Source organism: Gemmobacter nectariphilus DSM 15620, assembly GCF_000429765.1.
GTDB classification, from domain to species: Bacteria; Pseudomonadota; Alphaproteobacteria; order Rhodobacterales; family Rhodobacteraceae; genus Wagnerdoeblera; species Wagnerdoeblera nectariphila.
Genome location: NZ_KE386949.1, coordinates 75,212 through 90,518 on the forward strand (window position 1 = coordinate 75,212; position 15,307 = coordinate 90,518).

Annotated in this window: 13 protein-coding genes; 3 read left to right on the plus strand and 10 right to left on the minus strand. The window is 64.9% G+C overall.

Going from position 1 to position 15,307, the window contains the following annotated elements:
- Window positions 1-139 precede the first annotated feature (139 nt).
- Both G481_RS0119100 and ychF read left to right on the plus strand, forming a co-directional pair.
- On the plus strand, window positions 140-577 hold the full coding sequence (locus tag G481_RS0119100; RefSeq protein ID WP_028031409.1) for a VOC family protein: 438 nt from the start codon (window positions 140-142) through the stop codon (window positions 575-577).
- 53 nt (window positions 578-630) lie between these two features.
- Window positions 631-1,728: a redox-regulated ATPase YchF gene (ychF, locus tag G481_RS0119105; protein WP_028031410.1), complete on the plus strand. Its 1,098-nt coding sequence runs from the start codon at window positions 631-633 to the stop codon at window positions 1,726-1,728.
- A gap of 405 nt (window positions 1,729-2,133) precedes the next feature.
- Here ychF and urtE read toward each other — a convergent pair whose 3' ends face one another.
- From urtE to epmA, 6 genes are all read right to left on the minus strand, one after another.
- Window positions 2,134-2,829, minus strand: coding sequence for an urea ABC transporter ATP-binding subunit UrtE (gene urtE, locus G481_RS0119110; protein WP_028031411.1), 696 nt, complete (start codon window positions 2,827-2,829; stop codon window positions 2,134-2,136).
- Window positions 2,830-2,833: 4 nt separating this feature from the next.
- Window positions 2,834-3,577: an urea ABC transporter ATP-binding protein UrtD gene (urtD, locus tag G481_RS0119115; RefSeq protein ID WP_028031412.1), complete on the minus strand. Its 744-nt coding sequence runs from the start codon at window positions 3,575-3,577 to the stop codon at window positions 2,834-2,836.
- On the minus strand, window positions 3,574-4,806 hold the full coding sequence (gene urtC, locus G481_RS0119120) for an urea ABC transporter permease subunit UrtC (protein WP_028031413.1): 1,233 nt from the start codon (window positions 4,804-4,806) through the stop codon (window positions 3,574-3,576). The genes urtD and urtC overlap by 4 nt, the downstream gene beginning before the upstream one ends.
- Window positions 4,807-4,933: 127 nt before the next feature.
- Window positions 4,934-6,880: an urea ABC transporter permease subunit UrtB gene (gene urtB, locus G481_RS0119125; protein ID WP_028031414.1), complete on the minus strand. Its 1,947-nt coding sequence runs from the start codon at window positions 6,878-6,880 to the stop codon at window positions 4,934-4,936.
- Between the two features lie 61 nt (window positions 6,881-6,941).
- On the minus strand, window positions 6,942-8,216 hold the full coding sequence (urtA, locus tag G481_RS0119130) for an urea ABC transporter substrate-binding protein (RefSeq protein WP_028031415.1): 1,275 nt from the start codon (window positions 8,214-8,216) through the stop codon (window positions 6,942-6,944).
- 306 nt (window positions 8,217-8,522) lie between these two features.
- Window positions 8,523-9,578, minus strand: coding sequence for an EF-P lysine aminoacylase EpmA (epmA, locus tag G481_RS0119135; RefSeq protein ID WP_028031416.1), 1,056 nt, complete (start codon window positions 9,576-9,578; stop codon window positions 8,523-8,525).
- A 105-nt stretch (window positions 9,579-9,683) separates the two neighbouring features.
- Between epmA and efp the strand changes: the two genes are divergently transcribed.
- Window positions 9,684-10,250 (plus strand): elongation factor P, encoded by a 567-nt coding sequence (gene efp, locus G481_RS0119140; protein WP_028031417.1) that lies wholly within the window; start codon window positions 9,684-9,686, stop codon window positions 10,248-10,250.
- 246 nt (window positions 10,251-10,496) lie between these two features.
- Here the strand turns inward: efp and G481_RS26155 are convergent, their stop codons facing one another.
- The 4 genes from G481_RS26155 to G481_RS0119160 form a co-directional block, all read right to left on the minus strand.
- The gene (locus G481_RS26155) at window positions 10,497-11,096 is read right to left on the minus strand and encodes a hypothetical protein (RefSeq protein ID WP_154664695.1); all 600 of its coding nucleotides are present in this window, start codon (window positions 11,094-11,096) and stop codon (window positions 10,497-10,499) included.
- Between the two features lie 213 nt (window positions 11,097-11,309).
- On the minus strand, window positions 11,310-11,993 hold the full coding sequence (locus tag G481_RS0119150; RefSeq protein ID WP_035026800.1) for a class I SAM-dependent methyltransferase: 684 nt from the start codon (window positions 11,991-11,993) through the stop codon (window positions 11,310-11,312).
- A gap of 100 nt (window positions 11,994-12,093) precedes the next feature.
- Complete coding sequence (locus G481_RS24655) at window positions 12,094-13,869, minus strand: calcium-binding protein (RefSeq protein ID WP_051294663.1); 1,776 nt, start codon at window positions 13,867-13,869, stop codon at window positions 12,094-12,096.
- A gap of 94 nt (window positions 13,870-13,963) precedes the next feature.
- Window positions 13,964-14,881 (minus strand): DMT family transporter, encoded by a 918-nt coding sequence (locus G481_RS0119160; RefSeq protein WP_028031419.1) that lies wholly within the window; start codon window positions 14,879-14,881, stop codon window positions 13,964-13,966.
- Window positions 14,882-15,307: the final 426 nt, after the last annotated feature.

The following is a 15,307-nucleotide window of genomic DNA, read 5'->3' on the forward strand; positions in this document are numbered from 1 at the left end:
TTCGTCTTCGCGCGTCTCGGCTGATAGCAGGCACCGGCCGGCCGCCGGCTGTCATTGACCGCAGTCAATGCCGCACCAAGCCCCGTTGAGCGCCGGCCGATCCCGTGGCACGCTGGACCCGGCCCATAGGGAGGACAGCATGAGTTTCGACCCTTACATCCATTTTCAGGGCACCTGCCGCGAGGCCATGACGGCCTATCAGGCGCTGTTTGGCGGCAAGCTGGATCTGATGCCCTATCGGGCGGCCCCCGAATGGCCGCCGGGCACGCCCGAGGCGATGCGGACCTCGGATCTGGTGATGCACGGCACATTGGCCCTGCCGGACGGGCGCTGCCTGATGGCATCGGATTTCCCACCGGGGATGGGCGGCGACCCGCAACAGGCCGTCAGCATCTGCCATACCGCGCCCAGCATCGAACGCGCCCGCGAGATCTTTGCCGTTCTGGCCAATGGCGGCACGGTCATCATGGAGTTTCAGCCCACGTTCTGGGCTGATGGCTTTGGCATGGTCAAGGACCGCTTCGGCACCCACTGGATGGTCCTGGCCCCCTGGCGCAGTCAGGCTTTGTCTGCTTGATCCTGTTGGGGCCTGCGCCTAAAAGCGGGCGGTCACAGGCACCGGAGGGTTGGATGGGTTTCAAGATGGGTATTGTCGGGCTGCCGAATGTCGGCAAGTCCACGCTCTTCAACGCGCTGACCCGCACGGCAGCAGCACAGGCGGCGAACTTTCCGTTCTGCACGATCGAGCCCAACGTCGGCGAGGTCGCGGTGCCGGACGAGCGGCTGGACAAGCTGGCAGCGATTGCGGGCAGCAAGCAGATCATTCCGGCGCGGATGACCTTTGTGGATATCGCCGGCCTGGTGCGCGGCGCGTCCAAGGGCGAGGGGCTGGGCAACCAGTTTCTGGCCAACATCCGCGAATGCGATGCCATTGCCCATGTGCTGCGCTGTTTTGAAGATGGCGACATCACCCATGTCGAGGGCCGGATCGACCCAGTGGCCGATGCCGAGACCATCGAGACCGAACTGATGCTGGCCGATCTGGAATCGATCGAGCGGCGCCGCGCCAACCTTGCCCGCAAGCTCAAGGGCAACGACAAGGAAGCCGCCGATCAGGACCGTCTGCTGGCGGTGGCGCAAAAGGCGCTGGAAGAGGGGCGCCCGGCCCGCACCGTCAAGGTGTCCGAGGATGACCTGAAGCAGTGGCGCATGTTGCAGCTGCTGACCTCGAAGCCGGTCCTGTATGTGTGCAACGTCGAGGAATCGGCCGCCGCGAACGGCAACAGCCAGTCGGCCCGCGTGGCCGAGATGGCGGCCGGGCAAGGCGCCGGGACGGTGGTGATTTCGGCCCGCATCGAGGAAGAGATCAGCCAACTGCCTGCCGACGAGGCCGCCATGTTCCTGGAGGAAATGGGCCTGCACGAGGCGGGTCTGGACCGGCTGATCCGCGCCGGCTATGCGCTGCTGGGCTTGCAGACCTATTTCACCGTCGGCCCCAAGGAGGCCCGCGCCTGGACGATCACCAAGGGGACACTGGCCCCGCAGGCGGCCGGCGTGATCCATGGCGACTTTGAGAAGGGCTTCATCCGGGCCGAGACGGTCGCCTATGCCGATTATATCGCCGGCAAGGGCGAGGCCGGGGCGAAAGAGGCCGGCAAGTTCCGCGTGGAAGGCAAGACCTATGAGGTGCAGGACGGCGACGTGCTGCACTTCCTGTTCAACGGCTGATCGGGCGGGCTGCCTGCCGGCGCCCCTGGCGCCGCTGACCGGCCGGCGGGTTGGATCGGGGCGCTGCACGCCGGCTGTTGCCAGTGACCGGCGCGCTCCCGCACCCCTGCACCGCGCAGGCGCGGAACAGGGCCTTGGGCCGGGCCGCGCGTTCCGCGCGGTGCCTCCGGCGGGGGTATTTGAGGCAAGATGAAGCCGAAGGCGCGGCGCTTGCGCGGCGGCGCGCCTGCGCTGTTTTCTTGGCAGGACAGGGCCCTCCAAGGTTCATGCCGGGTTTTCGCGGTCGAGACCGGGTGAGCTTGGGCGCACCGGGTCTGCAATGGCGCAGGCAAGTCGCCGGTCGGATCCATGGCAAGGCGGCGGCCGGCTGCCTGCCCTGGCGCGCGCCGGACAGCGCCCCGGGAGCTAGACGGAGACGGTGGCGCGCAGGGTTTCCTTGGCGAGGTCCTGTTTCGTCCCCTCTAGCGCCACGGCGCCGCGTTTGAGGACGTAGAAGCGGTCGGCGAGGGCATAGGCGAAGTCGAAATACTGTTCGACCAGGATGATCGCCATATCCCCCCTGGCCTTGAGATAGTCGATCACGCGGCCGATCTGCTGGATGATGTTGGGCTGGATGCCCTCGGTCGGTTCATCCATCAGCAAGACCCTGGGCTTCATGATCATGGCCCGGGCGATGGCCAGTTGCTGTTGCTGGCCGCCCGACAGATCGCCGCCGCGGCGGTTGAGGAAATCCTTGAGGATCGGGAACAGCTCGAAAATCTCGTCCGGGATGCGGTGCTGCGCGCGCGGCAGCAGCGCATAGGCGGTTTCCATGTTCTCGCGCACGGTCAGCAGCGGAAAGATCATCCGGCCCTGCGGCACCACCGCCAGCCCCTGGCGCGCCATGTCCTGGGGGCGCAGGACCGGCAGATCCTGCCCATTCAGGATCACCTTGCCGCCCGAGCGGGGGTGGGTGCCGGCCAGCGCCTTGAGCAGCGAGGTCTTGCCGACGCCATTGGTGCCCATGATGCAGGTGACCTCGCCGGCCTTTGCCTGCATGGTGATGCCGTGCAGGATCTGGCTGCCGCCATAATGCAGGGTCAGGTTTTCCGTGCGGATCATGGCCTTAACGCCCCAGATAGACTTCGATGACTTGCGGGTTCGAGGTGACGTGATCGAGGCTGCCCTCGGCCAGGACCGAGCCTTCGTGCAGCACGGTCACCCGGCAGTTCAGGCGGCGCAAGAAATCCATGTCGTGTTCGACCACCACGACGGCGCGGGTTTTCGCCAGTTCCACCAGCAGGGCGGTGGTATGTTCGCGTTCCGCAAGGGTCATGCCGGCCGCAGGTTCGTCGACCAGCAGAAGTTTCGGCTCTTGCGCGAGCAACATGCCGATTTCCAGCCATTGCTTTTGCCCGTGCGACAGCTCGCCTGCCTTGCGGGGCAGCTCGTCGGCAAGGCCGACCTCGGCGGCCAGGTCGCGCACGCGGGTCATGTCGGCAGGGCGCGCGCGCCAGCCAAGGACGGCAAAGGGCGAGCGGGGCGCCTTGAGTGCCATGGTCAGGTTCTCGGTCACGGTCTGGTCCTCGAACACCGTGGGGCGCTGGAACTTGCGGCCGATGCCGATGCGGGCGATCTGCGCCTCGGAGAGGCGCAGCAGGGACTGCGCCATCTCGCCCCAGACCACTTTCCCCTCGTCCGGGCGGGTCTTGCCGGTGACGATGTCCATGAAGGTGGTCTTGCCGGCGCCGTTCGGGCCGATGATGGCGCGCAATTCCGCCGGGCCGATGGCAAACGAGAGGTTGTTGATGGCGCGAAAGCCGTCGAAGGTGACGGAGACGCCCGAGACCTCGAGCAATGTGCCGCTCATTCCACGGCCTCCTTTTCCATCAGCGCGCCATCGCCCGGACCCATCGGATCGCCATGGCGGTTCGGGGCGCGCAGGCCCTGAAGCAGGTCGAACAGCCCGCCGATGCCCTTGGGGGCGAACAGGGTGACCAGAACGAACGACAGGCCCAGCAGGATCTGCCACCAGTCGACCCAGTTCACCGTATAGACACCCAGGTTGATCGAGGGTGCCCGCCCCCCGGTGAACCACGAGGACAGGAGCGAGACAAACGCCGCGCCGATCACCGCGCCGTAAAGCCGCCCCCTGCCCCCGATCGCCACCCAGACCGCCAGATAGATCGAGGCGATGGGCGCAAGTTCCGCCGGGTTGATGATGCCCGCCTGCGGGTAGTAAAGCGCGCCGGCGATGGCTGCGATCACCGCGGTGAGGGTGAAGACGAAGAGCTTGTAGGCCTCGACCGAATAGCCAAGGAAGCGCACGCGCTGTTCATCGTCGCGGATGGCGCGGATGACCGAGCCGAACTTGCCCGAGACCACCCAGGCCAGGCCGACATAGACCGCCCCCAGCCCCAGGGCCGAGGCCCAGAAGAACCAGATCGACAGGTCAGCCTGTGGAACATCGCCAAGGCCGGGGATGTTTTGCAGGCCCGAAAGCCCGTTGTTGCCGCGCAGCCCGCTGTCGTTCTGGAAGAGGTATAGCGCGGCGGCCAGCGTCATCGCCTGGGTCAGGATCGACAGATACACCCCGGTGACGCGGCTGCGAAAGGCGAGCCAGCCGAAAACCAGTGCGAGCAGCCCCGGCACCAGCACGACCAGCGCAAGCTGCATGGGCAGCGAATGGGCAAAGGCCCAGATCGGCGGCAATTCCGAGGCGCCGACGACGCCGAAGATTTGCGTGGCGATGCCCTGTCGGATTTCCTCGGCGGTGGCGGGGAGGGCCTCGTTCGCCATGGCGGCGATGACGATTTCCTCGGTCCGGGCATACATGAGCCACATGCCGATCATGTAGCCCCCCAGCGCGAAGAAGGCCATGTGGCCAAGCGAGAGGATGCCGACATAGCCCCAGACCAGATCCATGGCGAGGGCGACGAGGCAGAGGCACAGCGTCTTGCCCAGCGTCTTGACGAAGGAGGTGGAGACAAGGGCGGCGCCGTAAGCCTCGGACATCAGGGTGATGGCGAGGGTGAAGAGCGCGAGCGCCAGCAGGAACCACAGGACCGAAGGGTTGCGGGCAAGGAAGGTGCGGGTCATCGCGGGTCTCCGGCCGGATGCGCGGGGGGCCAGCCCCCCGCGCCCCCCCCGCTCAAGGGGGCTGCCTGCCCCCTTGAGAAACCCCGGGGGGTATTTGTGGAAAGATGAAGCAGCACGGCGCGCATGGTCAGTCCCCCGCCGCCCGGCCCTTGAGCGCGATGATGCCGCGCGGCCGGACCTGGATGAAGAGGATGATGAAGAGGATCATGTAGGTTTGCGCGGCCAGGGTGTTCGAGGGGTTCAGCCATTCGATCCCCTTTTGCAGCGTGCCGATCATCACCGCGCCGGCGAGGCTGCCCCAGATGTTGCCGACGCCGCCAACCACCACGGTCATGAAGCTTTGCACGATGTAATCCGAGCCAAGTTCCGAGGTGACCTTGGCGAAAAGCCCGATGGCGACGCCTGCGATGCCGGCGATGCCCGAGCCAAGGCCGAAGGTCAGCATGTTGATGCGGTCGGGGTTGATGCCCATGCTGGCCGCCATGGTCGGGTTCTGGGTGACGGCCCGCACCTCGAGCCCAAGGCGGGTGCGTTTCATCAGCCACAGGAAGACCCCGAGGAACACCAGCGCCAGCACGAAGATGGCGATGCGGATATAGCTGATCCCGACGATGTCGTTGAAGACCAGCGCGCCATCGAGCCACGACGGCGCGGTCAGCGGCCGGGCCTGGGTGCCGAAGATGTTCTTGGCCAGCTGCTGCAGCGCGATGGAGATGCCGAAGGTGGCAAGCAGGGTTTCCAGCGGGCGTTTGTAGAGGTGGCGGATGACCAGCCGTTCCATCGCCACGCCGGCCGCGAAGGTGACGGCAAAGGCCAGCGGCAGGGCGATCAGGATCGACAGGGTGTAATTGGGGACGATCTGCTGCACCACATAGCCGGTATAGGCGCCCATCATGATGAACTCGCCATGTGCCATGTTGATCACCCGCATGACGCCGAAGGTGATGGCAAGGCCGATGGCGGCCAGGAAATAGATCGAGGCCAGCGATAGCGCATCCAGTGCCAGATCGGCGGCCTGCATGGTGGCCAGCTTCAGCTCGATGCTGTCGAGAAGGTCCTTGGCGGCGGTGGTGACCGCCGGGTCGGGTTCGGCATAAACGGCGAGGAACCTGTGCGCGGCGGCGGCGGCGGCGGCCTCGGCATCGGTGGCGGCGGCGGGCACGCGGCCCGCCGATTCCAGCGCGTCATAGGCGCGGTCGCGAGATTCGGGGGTGTTGAGGCTGGCGACGGGGGTGCCGGCAACCTTGCCATCGACGATATTGGCGGCCAGCGCGGCCTTGAGATCGACGCGGGTCAGGCGGGCGGGGGCAAGGCCGGCGGCGACCAGCAGGGCATAGGCCTCGTCGGTGGTCAGATCGGTGCCGGGGCGCAGGGTGCGGGCGATATTGGTGCCGGCTGGCGGATCGCCTGCCACCGCCATCACGGTCGTCGCAACCAGCGGGTTCAGCGCGGCGCGCAGGTCAAGCCCCATGTCGCCCGAGAAACTTTCGATTGCCGCGACGCGGGCGGCGCTATCGGGGTCGAACCGCAGGGTCAGCAGGCGCTCCAGCCGCTGTTTTTGCGCGCGCAGCACTGCGTCGGGTTCGCCCGGGATCGAGGCACGCAGCGGGGCCAGATGATCGGGCGAGGCGTCGCGGGCGATGGCGGTCAGCGCGGCCTCGCGCTGGCTGCGGTCAGGGTCGGACAGCTGGAACTGCACCAGCGCGGTCGCGATCAGGCCGCGCACGCCGGCATTGGGGCGCAGCTCTGTGATGTCGGATTTGGGCGCGGTGCCAGCATCGCTGCCGTCCAGCGACGTCAGCGCATAGCCTGCGCCCGAGGCCGAGATCAGCAGGAAGGCGCCATCGGATTTGCGGATGCCAAGGCCCTTGTCGGCCCAGGCCGACAGGATGGCGGCGGCCTGCGGATCGCCGCTGGCGGCCAGCGTCTCGATGACCGGGCCGATGGTCTGGCGCGAGGATTTCTCGACCAGCGCGCGGTTGGCCGTCAGGATGTCGGCGGCGGTCTGGGCCTGTGCCGCAAGTGGCGACAGCAGCAGCAGGGCCGCGAAGATCGCGGCAGCAAGGGCGCGCATGGGCAGATCCCGGTCTGGTGAGGGCAAGACGGGGAGGGGGATGCCCCCTCCCCGCAAGGGGTCAGTAGTTCGACTTGATCTGCACGCAGGTCTTGGTCTGGGTGTTGTACATCCCGCAATCCAGCGCGGCCCAATCCGAGTCCAGCACCGCCGATTCGGGCAGGAAATCGGTCCAGGCATCGCCGGCGACCGGCTCGGTCTGGCTGATGATGTCGAACTGGCCATCGGCGCGGATTTCACCGATCAGCACCGGCTTGGTCAGGTGATGGTTCGGCAGCATCTTGGCAATGCCCCCGGTCAGGTTCGGCACCTCGATGCCATACATCGCCTTGCGCACGGCATCGACATCGGTGGTGCCAGCGGCCTCGACGGCCTTGACCCACATGTTGAAGCCGATCAGATGCGCCTCCATCGGGTCGTTGGTCACGCGCTTTTCACCAGCGAAGGCCTTCCACTTCTTGATGAATTCGGCATTCGCCGGGGTGTCGGCGGACTGGAAGTAGTTCCAGGCGGCCAGATGGCCCACGAGGTTCGAGGTGTCGAGGCCGGACAGCTCTTCCTCGCCCACCGAGAAGGCGACGACCGGGATGTCATCGGCCGAAATGCCGGCCGCGGCCAGTTCCTTGTAGAAGCCGATATTGGCATCGCCGTTGATGGTCGAGATCACGCCCACCTTCTTGCCATCGGCCCCCAGCGCCTTGACGTCAGCAACGATCTTGGACCAGTCGGAATGGCCGAAGGGGGTGTAATTGACGAAAATGTCGGATTCCGGGATCCCCTTGCCCATCAGATAGGCCTTGAGAATGTTGTTCGTCGTGCGCGGGTAGACGTAATCGGTGCCCAGCAGCGCGAATTTCTGCACGCCCAGTTCATCGAGGAAATAATCGGTCGCCGGGATCGCCTGCTGGTTCGGCGCGGCGCCGGTGTAGAAGACGTTCTTCGAGGATTCCTCGCCCTCATACTGCACCGGATAGAACAGCAGGCCGTTCAGCTCTTCGATCACCGGCAGCACGGATTTGCGGCTGACCGAGGTCCAGCAGCCGAACATCACATCGACATTCGAGACGGTCAGCAGCTCGCGCGCCTTTTCGGCGAACAGCGGCCAGTCGGATGCCGGGTCGACCACCACTGCCTCGAGCTTCTTGCCCAGCAGGCCGCCCTTGGCGTTCTGCTCGTCGATCAGCATCAGCATGGTGTCTTTCAGCGTGGTTTCCGAAATCGCCATGGTGCCGGACAGCGAATGCAGCACGCCGACCTTGATGGTGTCTTGCGCCGTGGCCGCCCCTGCGGTCAGCGCCATCGCGCCGGCCAGCCAGAGTCCCTTGAGATTGCTCATTCCATTCCCCCGTGTCGGGGCCGCCATGCGGAACCGGGGGTTCTCTTGCCAGGCAAGAGCCCCTATATCCGGGCGGCAACTTTGGTTGCACCCAGTGCGGTGGTGGCGGACTTCCACATCAGGCTGCCACCGCACGTCAGTCACGGGGCAGATTTTCCCCCGCGATCCCAGTGAACCTGCCTTGCTGCGATGCGGCAAATGCGGCGACAAGGCGATGGCAGGGCCTGTCACATTCCGCCCAAGAGTTGCGCGAAATCGGGGCATCTGCCCATTCCGGCGGCGTTCAATAATCGAACAGGGCGGGAATCAGCCCAAGGAAGCGGCGGTTCCGACCGGCGCCCAGATCACATCCTCGATCCGGGCGGCGCCGGTGGCCAGCATCACCAGCCTGTCGAACCCCAGCGCGATGCCGCTGGCGGGGGGCATATGGGCCAGGGCGGCCAGGAAATCCTCGTCCAGCGGGTAACGCTCGCCATAGACGCGCTGCTTCTCGTCCATCTCGGCCTGGAACCGGGTGCGCTGTTCCACCGGGTCGGTCAACTCGCCAAAGCCGTTGGCCAGTTCGACCCCGCAGGCATAGAGCTCGAACCGTTCGGCCACGCGCGGATCGTCGGCGCAGCGGCGGGCCAGGGCGGCCTCATGCGCGGGGTAGCGGTCCAGGATGGTGGCCCGGCCGTGACCCAGATGCGGCTCGACCCGCTGGACCAGCACGGCGGACAACAGGTCCGACCAGGTATCGCCCGCATCCACCCGCAGCCCGGCGGCAGCCACCTGGGCGGCCAGCGCGTCGCGGTCGGGGCGGCCCTGCGGGTCCATGGTGGCCAGCAGGTCAATGCCGGCATGGCGGGCAAACGCCTCGGCCACGGAAAGCCGCTCGGGTTCGGCAAAGGGATCACAGACCGCCTCGCCCCGGCGCAGGACCGCGGCGCCCGCCACCCTGGCCGCCAGCCGCAGGAAGGCGGCACAATCGTGCATCAGAACCGTGTAATCCTGCCCCACCCGATACCATTCCAGCATGGTGAATTCCGGCGAGTGCCGTGCCCCGCTTTCGCGATTGCGCCAGACATGGGCAAAGGCAAAGATCCGCGCCTCGCCCGCCGCCAGCAGCTTTTTCATCGCAAATTCCGGCGAGGTATGCAGATACATCCGCCGCGCCACGCCATCGTTGCCGATCGCATCGGTGGCAAAGGCGTGCAGATGCGCCTCGTTCCCCGGGCTGGCCTGAAGCGCGCAGGGATCGACCTCGGTGAAGCCGTCATCCTCGAACCAGCGGCGCATGGCCGACTGAATCCGGTTGCGCGCCAGCAGCGCGGGGCGGCGGTCGGCATGACGGGCGGCATCCCACCACGGAGTTTCGGTCATCAGACACGCCTTTCGGCTGGAAATCTTCGGGCGGATGCGCTAGGCGCAAGCCCAATCGCGCGGGCCTATAGGCCGCCGTCATGGAAACCACAAGGAATAGCAGACGTGAAAGTCATCGCCTCCTCGCTTCGCAAGGGCAATGTCGTCGAGATGGACGGCCGCCTCTATGTCGTTCTCAAGGCCGAGAACTTCCACCCCGGCAAGGGCACCCCGACCACCTCGGTCGACATGCGCCGCATCTCGGACGGCACCAAGGTGTCGGAGCGCTGGAAGACCACCGATCAGGTCGAAAAGGCCACCGTGGACGAACGCGAATACGACTTCCTCTATGAGGATGGCGAAGGCTACCACTTCATGGAGCCGGAAAGCTATGAACAGGTCGTCGTGACCGAAGACATCATGGGCGCCAACAAGGTCTATCTGCAAGAGGGCATGCGCTGCTGGCTGAAGACCTTTGAAGGCGCGCCGATCGCCATCGAAGTGCCGCAGAAGATCGTGGTCGAGATCACCGAGACCGAGCCGGTGGTCAAGGGCCAGACCGCCTCGTCCTCCTACAAGCCCGCGATGACCGACAACGGCCTGCGCGTGATGGTGCCCCCGCATATCGGGCCGGGCACCCGGATCGTGATTAACACCGACGACGACAGCTATGTCGAGCGTTCGAAGGACTGATCCCGGCTGCATGGGATGAAAAGGGGCGCCTTCGGGCGCCCTTTTGCGTTTCTGGGGGTGGGTGGGAGATCGGCGGGTGTTGGCTTTGAACCCCTTGCGGACGATCATCTGATACGCAGACCTTGCCCTCTGCGGCCAGATTTCTTGAAGCATGCCATAGCATCTCGGTGACTTTTGCGAACTTTTCCACAAGATCCGAATAGAGTGGCGTGAGCACGCCCACCGACAACAGGTTCTGGTGCGTCCTTAGAATTTTTTCAGAAACAGGATGTACAGCAAGAAAACCAGCGGAATGACTAGCAGAATGAGGAGCATTGACAGACCCCTAGAGTTACGGGCCTCAATCAAAGCTTGCTCATCGGTCGCACCAGGCGGCATCCCTCGTGTCTTATTGATACGATCGGCAAGCTCAGCGAGTTGCGCTTCGGTGTAGCCATAACCTGATAAAGCCAAATGGATTACTTTCCCGCCCGAAATAGGTCGGAAGAGTAAAAAAGTCCCATTCTTGAATTCCTCGTGATAAGTTATGTAAGGCGTGGCCGGTCCAAAATCAGCAAGTCTTAATCGAGTTGTCCTGCCAAGAAAGCTTGTGAAGATAACCTCGCTTTCCGTCCAGTGGAGTTTGGGGCACCCAAAGGCTGATGATATGAAGATGGCGATCACTGTTATAAAGCAAAGGCCCGCGACCAGCAATCGAAGTACCTGTTCAATTTCCACAGGACTGGACAATTGGCCAGGATATACTGCAATGCCTAATCCTGAAAAAATCAAACCGCCAAGAATAATGTGGGCTGCACTGGGTCGGACTTCTTGGATGGTAGCCACTTCGGCGGTGGAGTGCGCCATGAAAACTCCGTTGGATGATACCCTTAAGCAAGGCCCCTGATCAGCTGGGACCCTGATAGGCCTGCGACGATTGGAGGCAGTGGCTTGCAACACACCAAAAATAGTGAAATGCAGACCAAAGTTGCGTCCCAATGAGATGAAGCAGCGATACTTCTGCCTTCGGCCCACGATCAACGGTCGGCTCGGTCCGCATGACTGCTGCTCGCCCTCCCCCTATTTCTTCTGCACCACCAGCACCTGATCCCGGCGTTTCTTCTGGAACAGCGCCTGATGCACGAAGACGCCCGAGAACTCCGCCGACAGCGCGTCGAATTCGGCGGCCAGGGCCGGATCGGAATGGGTGAACTTGCGACCATGCAGCCAGGACTGGAACAGCGCCGCCGTCTTGGTGATGCCCTTGCGCTCATAGGGTTCGGGCTGCCAGCGCAGATCCTCGATGATGTAGATCCCGCCCGGTTTCAGCTTGGGGAACAGTTCCAGAAACGCATATTGCTGATGGTGCGAGGCATGGCTGGCGTCATCAATGATGACGTCATAGGGCGCCTCGTCCGCGAAAGCCGCAACGATATTCTCGCGCTTGTCCATGTCGCATTGCTTGAAGGTAAAGCGCGGATCGCTGAACCACGAGAAATCGGAAATATCGAGCCCCGTCACATGGGCCTTGGGAAAATACTCCAGCCACATGCGGATGGATGGCAGATCGGCCGTCTTGCGGCCCGCGTCATGGCCCAGTTCCGGCCCGCCGATCAGTAGGCCCATCTCGAGAAAGCGGATCTCGCGCTCGCGCAGCGGGTTGAACAGCAGGTGATAAAGTTCGGTGTAACGGTGCTTGGTGCTGCCCTTGTCCGACCCGTATTTGTCGGCAAGCGTGGTAAGGTTTTCGGAAATGCTGGACATCTGTTCTGCCTGCAAGGGGCCGGCCGTTCGGCCCGGAATGAATTTCGGCTGCGCCGATACTGGCCGGGGCCTTGGTCCGGCGCAACCGGAACCTTGATCGCTACAGCAGGAAGTCGTCCACCCCCAGCTTGAACAGCCCGTCCATCACGATCCGCAGATCGGCCAGCCCGTCGCTGTCCAGATGCGCCTGAACGATGGTCTGGCCCAAGGCGTGGTCATAGAACACCGTCCCCGCGGCGCCGGATTTCGACAGGCTCAGCGTGCCGGGCAGCAGGTGCAGGTCGATCACGTCCTCGCCTTGCGTGAAATCGGTGATCCGGTCCGAGGCGGTGCGGGTCGAGTCGCTGGCCCAGAAGCGGAAGGTATCGGCCCCTGCCCCGCCGGTCAGGATGTCGGCGCCCGCGCCGCCTTCGATCAGATCCGCGCCCTCGCTGCCCGACAGCGTGTCGATGCCCGAGCCGCCGAACAGCAGATCGTCGCCCGTGCCGGCATCCAGCAGATCGTTGCCCGCCCCGCCCGAGACGAAATCGCGCCCCTCGCCGCCATAGATACGGTCATTGCCGCCCTGGCTGATCAGGGTGTCATGGCCCTCGCCGCCGCTTAGCAGGCTGTTGCCCATGCTGTTGGCCCGCAGCTGATCGTCGCCATAGCCGCCGAACAGCGAAACGGTGCCGCCCTCGGCCGAGATCACGTCATTGCCCGCGCCCCCATCCAGCAGGATGTTCTGCATCCGCACCGACATGGTGTCGGCGCCCGATGTGCCGATGATGCGCTCGAACTCGCCAAAGGTCGCGCTGACATCGCCGCCGACCCGACCGTTGCTGACGTCGATCGTCGTGGCGCCAGCGATGATCCGCGCCAGGCTGAGCGTATCGGTGCCCTCGCCGCCAAAGGCGGTATCGCCGTCGGACAAATAGACCAGATCATTGCCGGCACCGGCCAGGATGCGGTCAGCGCCCGCACCGCCGTCGATCAGGTCGTTGCCATCGCCGCCTGTGATGGTGTCGGCATCGTCGCCGCCATAAAGCTGGTCGTTGCCGGTGCCGCCGTCGATCGTATCGGCGCCGCTGCCGCCATAGAGCGAGTCGTTGTCCTCGTTGCCCTCCATGACGTCATTGCCGGTGCCGCCGAACATGAGGTCAAAGCCAGTTCCGCCATGGATCCGATCTGCCCCGCTGCCGCCATCAACCGTGTCATTGCCAGCCTCGCCCGTCAGGACGTCATCGTGATCGCCCCCATAGAGGCGATCATTGCCCGATCCGCCCGCCAGAAAATCGAAATCCGCCCCGCCATACAGGCTGTCCGCGCCCGAGCCACCATAAAGCGAATCCCGGCCAAGACCGCCATCGAGCAGATCGTCGCCGGTGCCGCCATCCAGCGTGTCATTGCCGCCAAAACCGAAGATCTGGTCGTTGCCGCCATTGCCCACCAGCCTGTTCGCCACGTCCGACCCCTCAAGCCGGTCGGCAAAGGCCGAGCCGATCAGGTTCTCGACATTCAGCACCAGATCGCCATCGGCATGGCCGCCCGAGCCCGCGCCCCTCGCCAGGTTCAGGCTGATCCCCGCGTCCGAGGCGGAATAATCCACGGTGTCGATCTCGCTGCCACCGTCGATGCGGTCAAAGCCCTGGCCGCCAAGGATCGTGTCATTGCCCGAACCGGCATAGATGTAGTCGTTGCCCGAACCGACCCCGAAGGTCTCGCCATCGCGGATGAAGTCGTTGCCGCTGCCGCCATAGACGGTGTCGTTGCCGCCATGAATCTCGATCGAGTCGTTGCCGCCATAGGCGTAGATCACATCGCCCAGCACCGACAGCGCGCCGTCGCCGACGCCGGAATCATTGCCGCTGGTGCCTTTTTTCGCGAACAGGGACATGTCGTTCTCTCCTCTGACCGGCGCGGGGCGCACCGTGATGAGAGAAGATTGCCCCGTCGCGCCGCGCGGCGCTGTTCCCGGGGGAACAGGGCACTCAGCCGTTCGGGGTCATCGCCTTGCGCTGCTTGCTGCGCTCCAGCCCCAGCTTGTGCTCGCGCCAGATGATGAGAATGCCGGCAAGGACCACCAGCGCGCCGCCCGCCAGCATGGTCAGGGTCGGAACCTCGCGGAAGACGAAATAGCCGATCACCAGCGCAAAGATCATCGAGGCATATTCGAAGGGCGCCACGACCGAGGCATCGGCATGGCGATAGCTGGAGGTCAAAAGGATCTGCCCGACCCCGCCCAGCAGCCCCGCGCCGATCAGCAGCGCCGCCTCGGTCCAGGTCGGGATCACCCAGCCGAAGGGCAGCGTGACCAGCGACAGGGCAGAGGCGTTGAACGAGAACCAGAAGACGATGGTCGCGGTCCGCTCGCTCTGGACCAGCTTGCGCACGAAGATCTGCGCAAGCGCGGTGAAGACCGCACCGCCCAGCGCAAGGGTCGCGCCCAGCGCCTGGGCATGGCTGGCATCGGCCCCCACCGACAGGCGCGGCGACAGCACGACCAGCACCCCGACAAGGCCCAGCCCCACCGCCCCCAGCCGCCAGACGCCGACCTTCTCGCCCAGGAACATGGCGGCAAAGACCACCACCAGAAGCGGCGCAGCATAGCCCAGCGCCGTCACCTCGGGCAGCGGCAGAAAACCCAGGCTGGCAAAGCCCAGCCCCATGGCCAAGGTCCCGACCAGCGCGCGCCAGAAATGGCCAAGCGGGTTCGCGGTGCCAACGCCCTGGTGCAGCTCGTGGCGCAGGTAAAGCCAGAAGACGATCACCGGAATGGCAAAGAAGGATCGGAAGAACACCGCCTGGCCCGGCGGCACATGGTCCGAGGTCGCCTTGATCAGCGATTGCATGGCGATGAAGAAGATCACCGAGGCGATCTTGAACCCGATCCCGCGCAAGGGTTGCATGGCCCGCTCCCGTTCCGTTGCCAACCGGGCTTCGCATCCCCGGCCCGCAGGTGCAAGGGGCAGCCGCCGGGCGGGGCATCGAGCCCCGCCCGGCGGCGCTGCCGCGGAAGGCGGAACCGAAAGGATACCCATGATCGCCGGTCTTGCCTTGCCCCCATCTCGCGGGAGTTGGGGGCAGCACCACGCCTTGGCATCTGGTGCATGTAGAAGATTGGGTATTTGAGGCAAGGTGAAAGGCAATCGGCGGCCCGCGACGCCCCCCTTGGGGCGCCGCCCTGCATCTTTCACCTTGCTTCAAATACCCCCGCCGGAGGCACGCCGCGCGGAACGCGCGGCGCCCGGCCCAAGGCCTTGTGCCGGGCCACTGGCCCGGTGCAAGGGTGCGGGAGCGCTGCGCGGGATTTGCACGCCCGGTCAGTGACACTA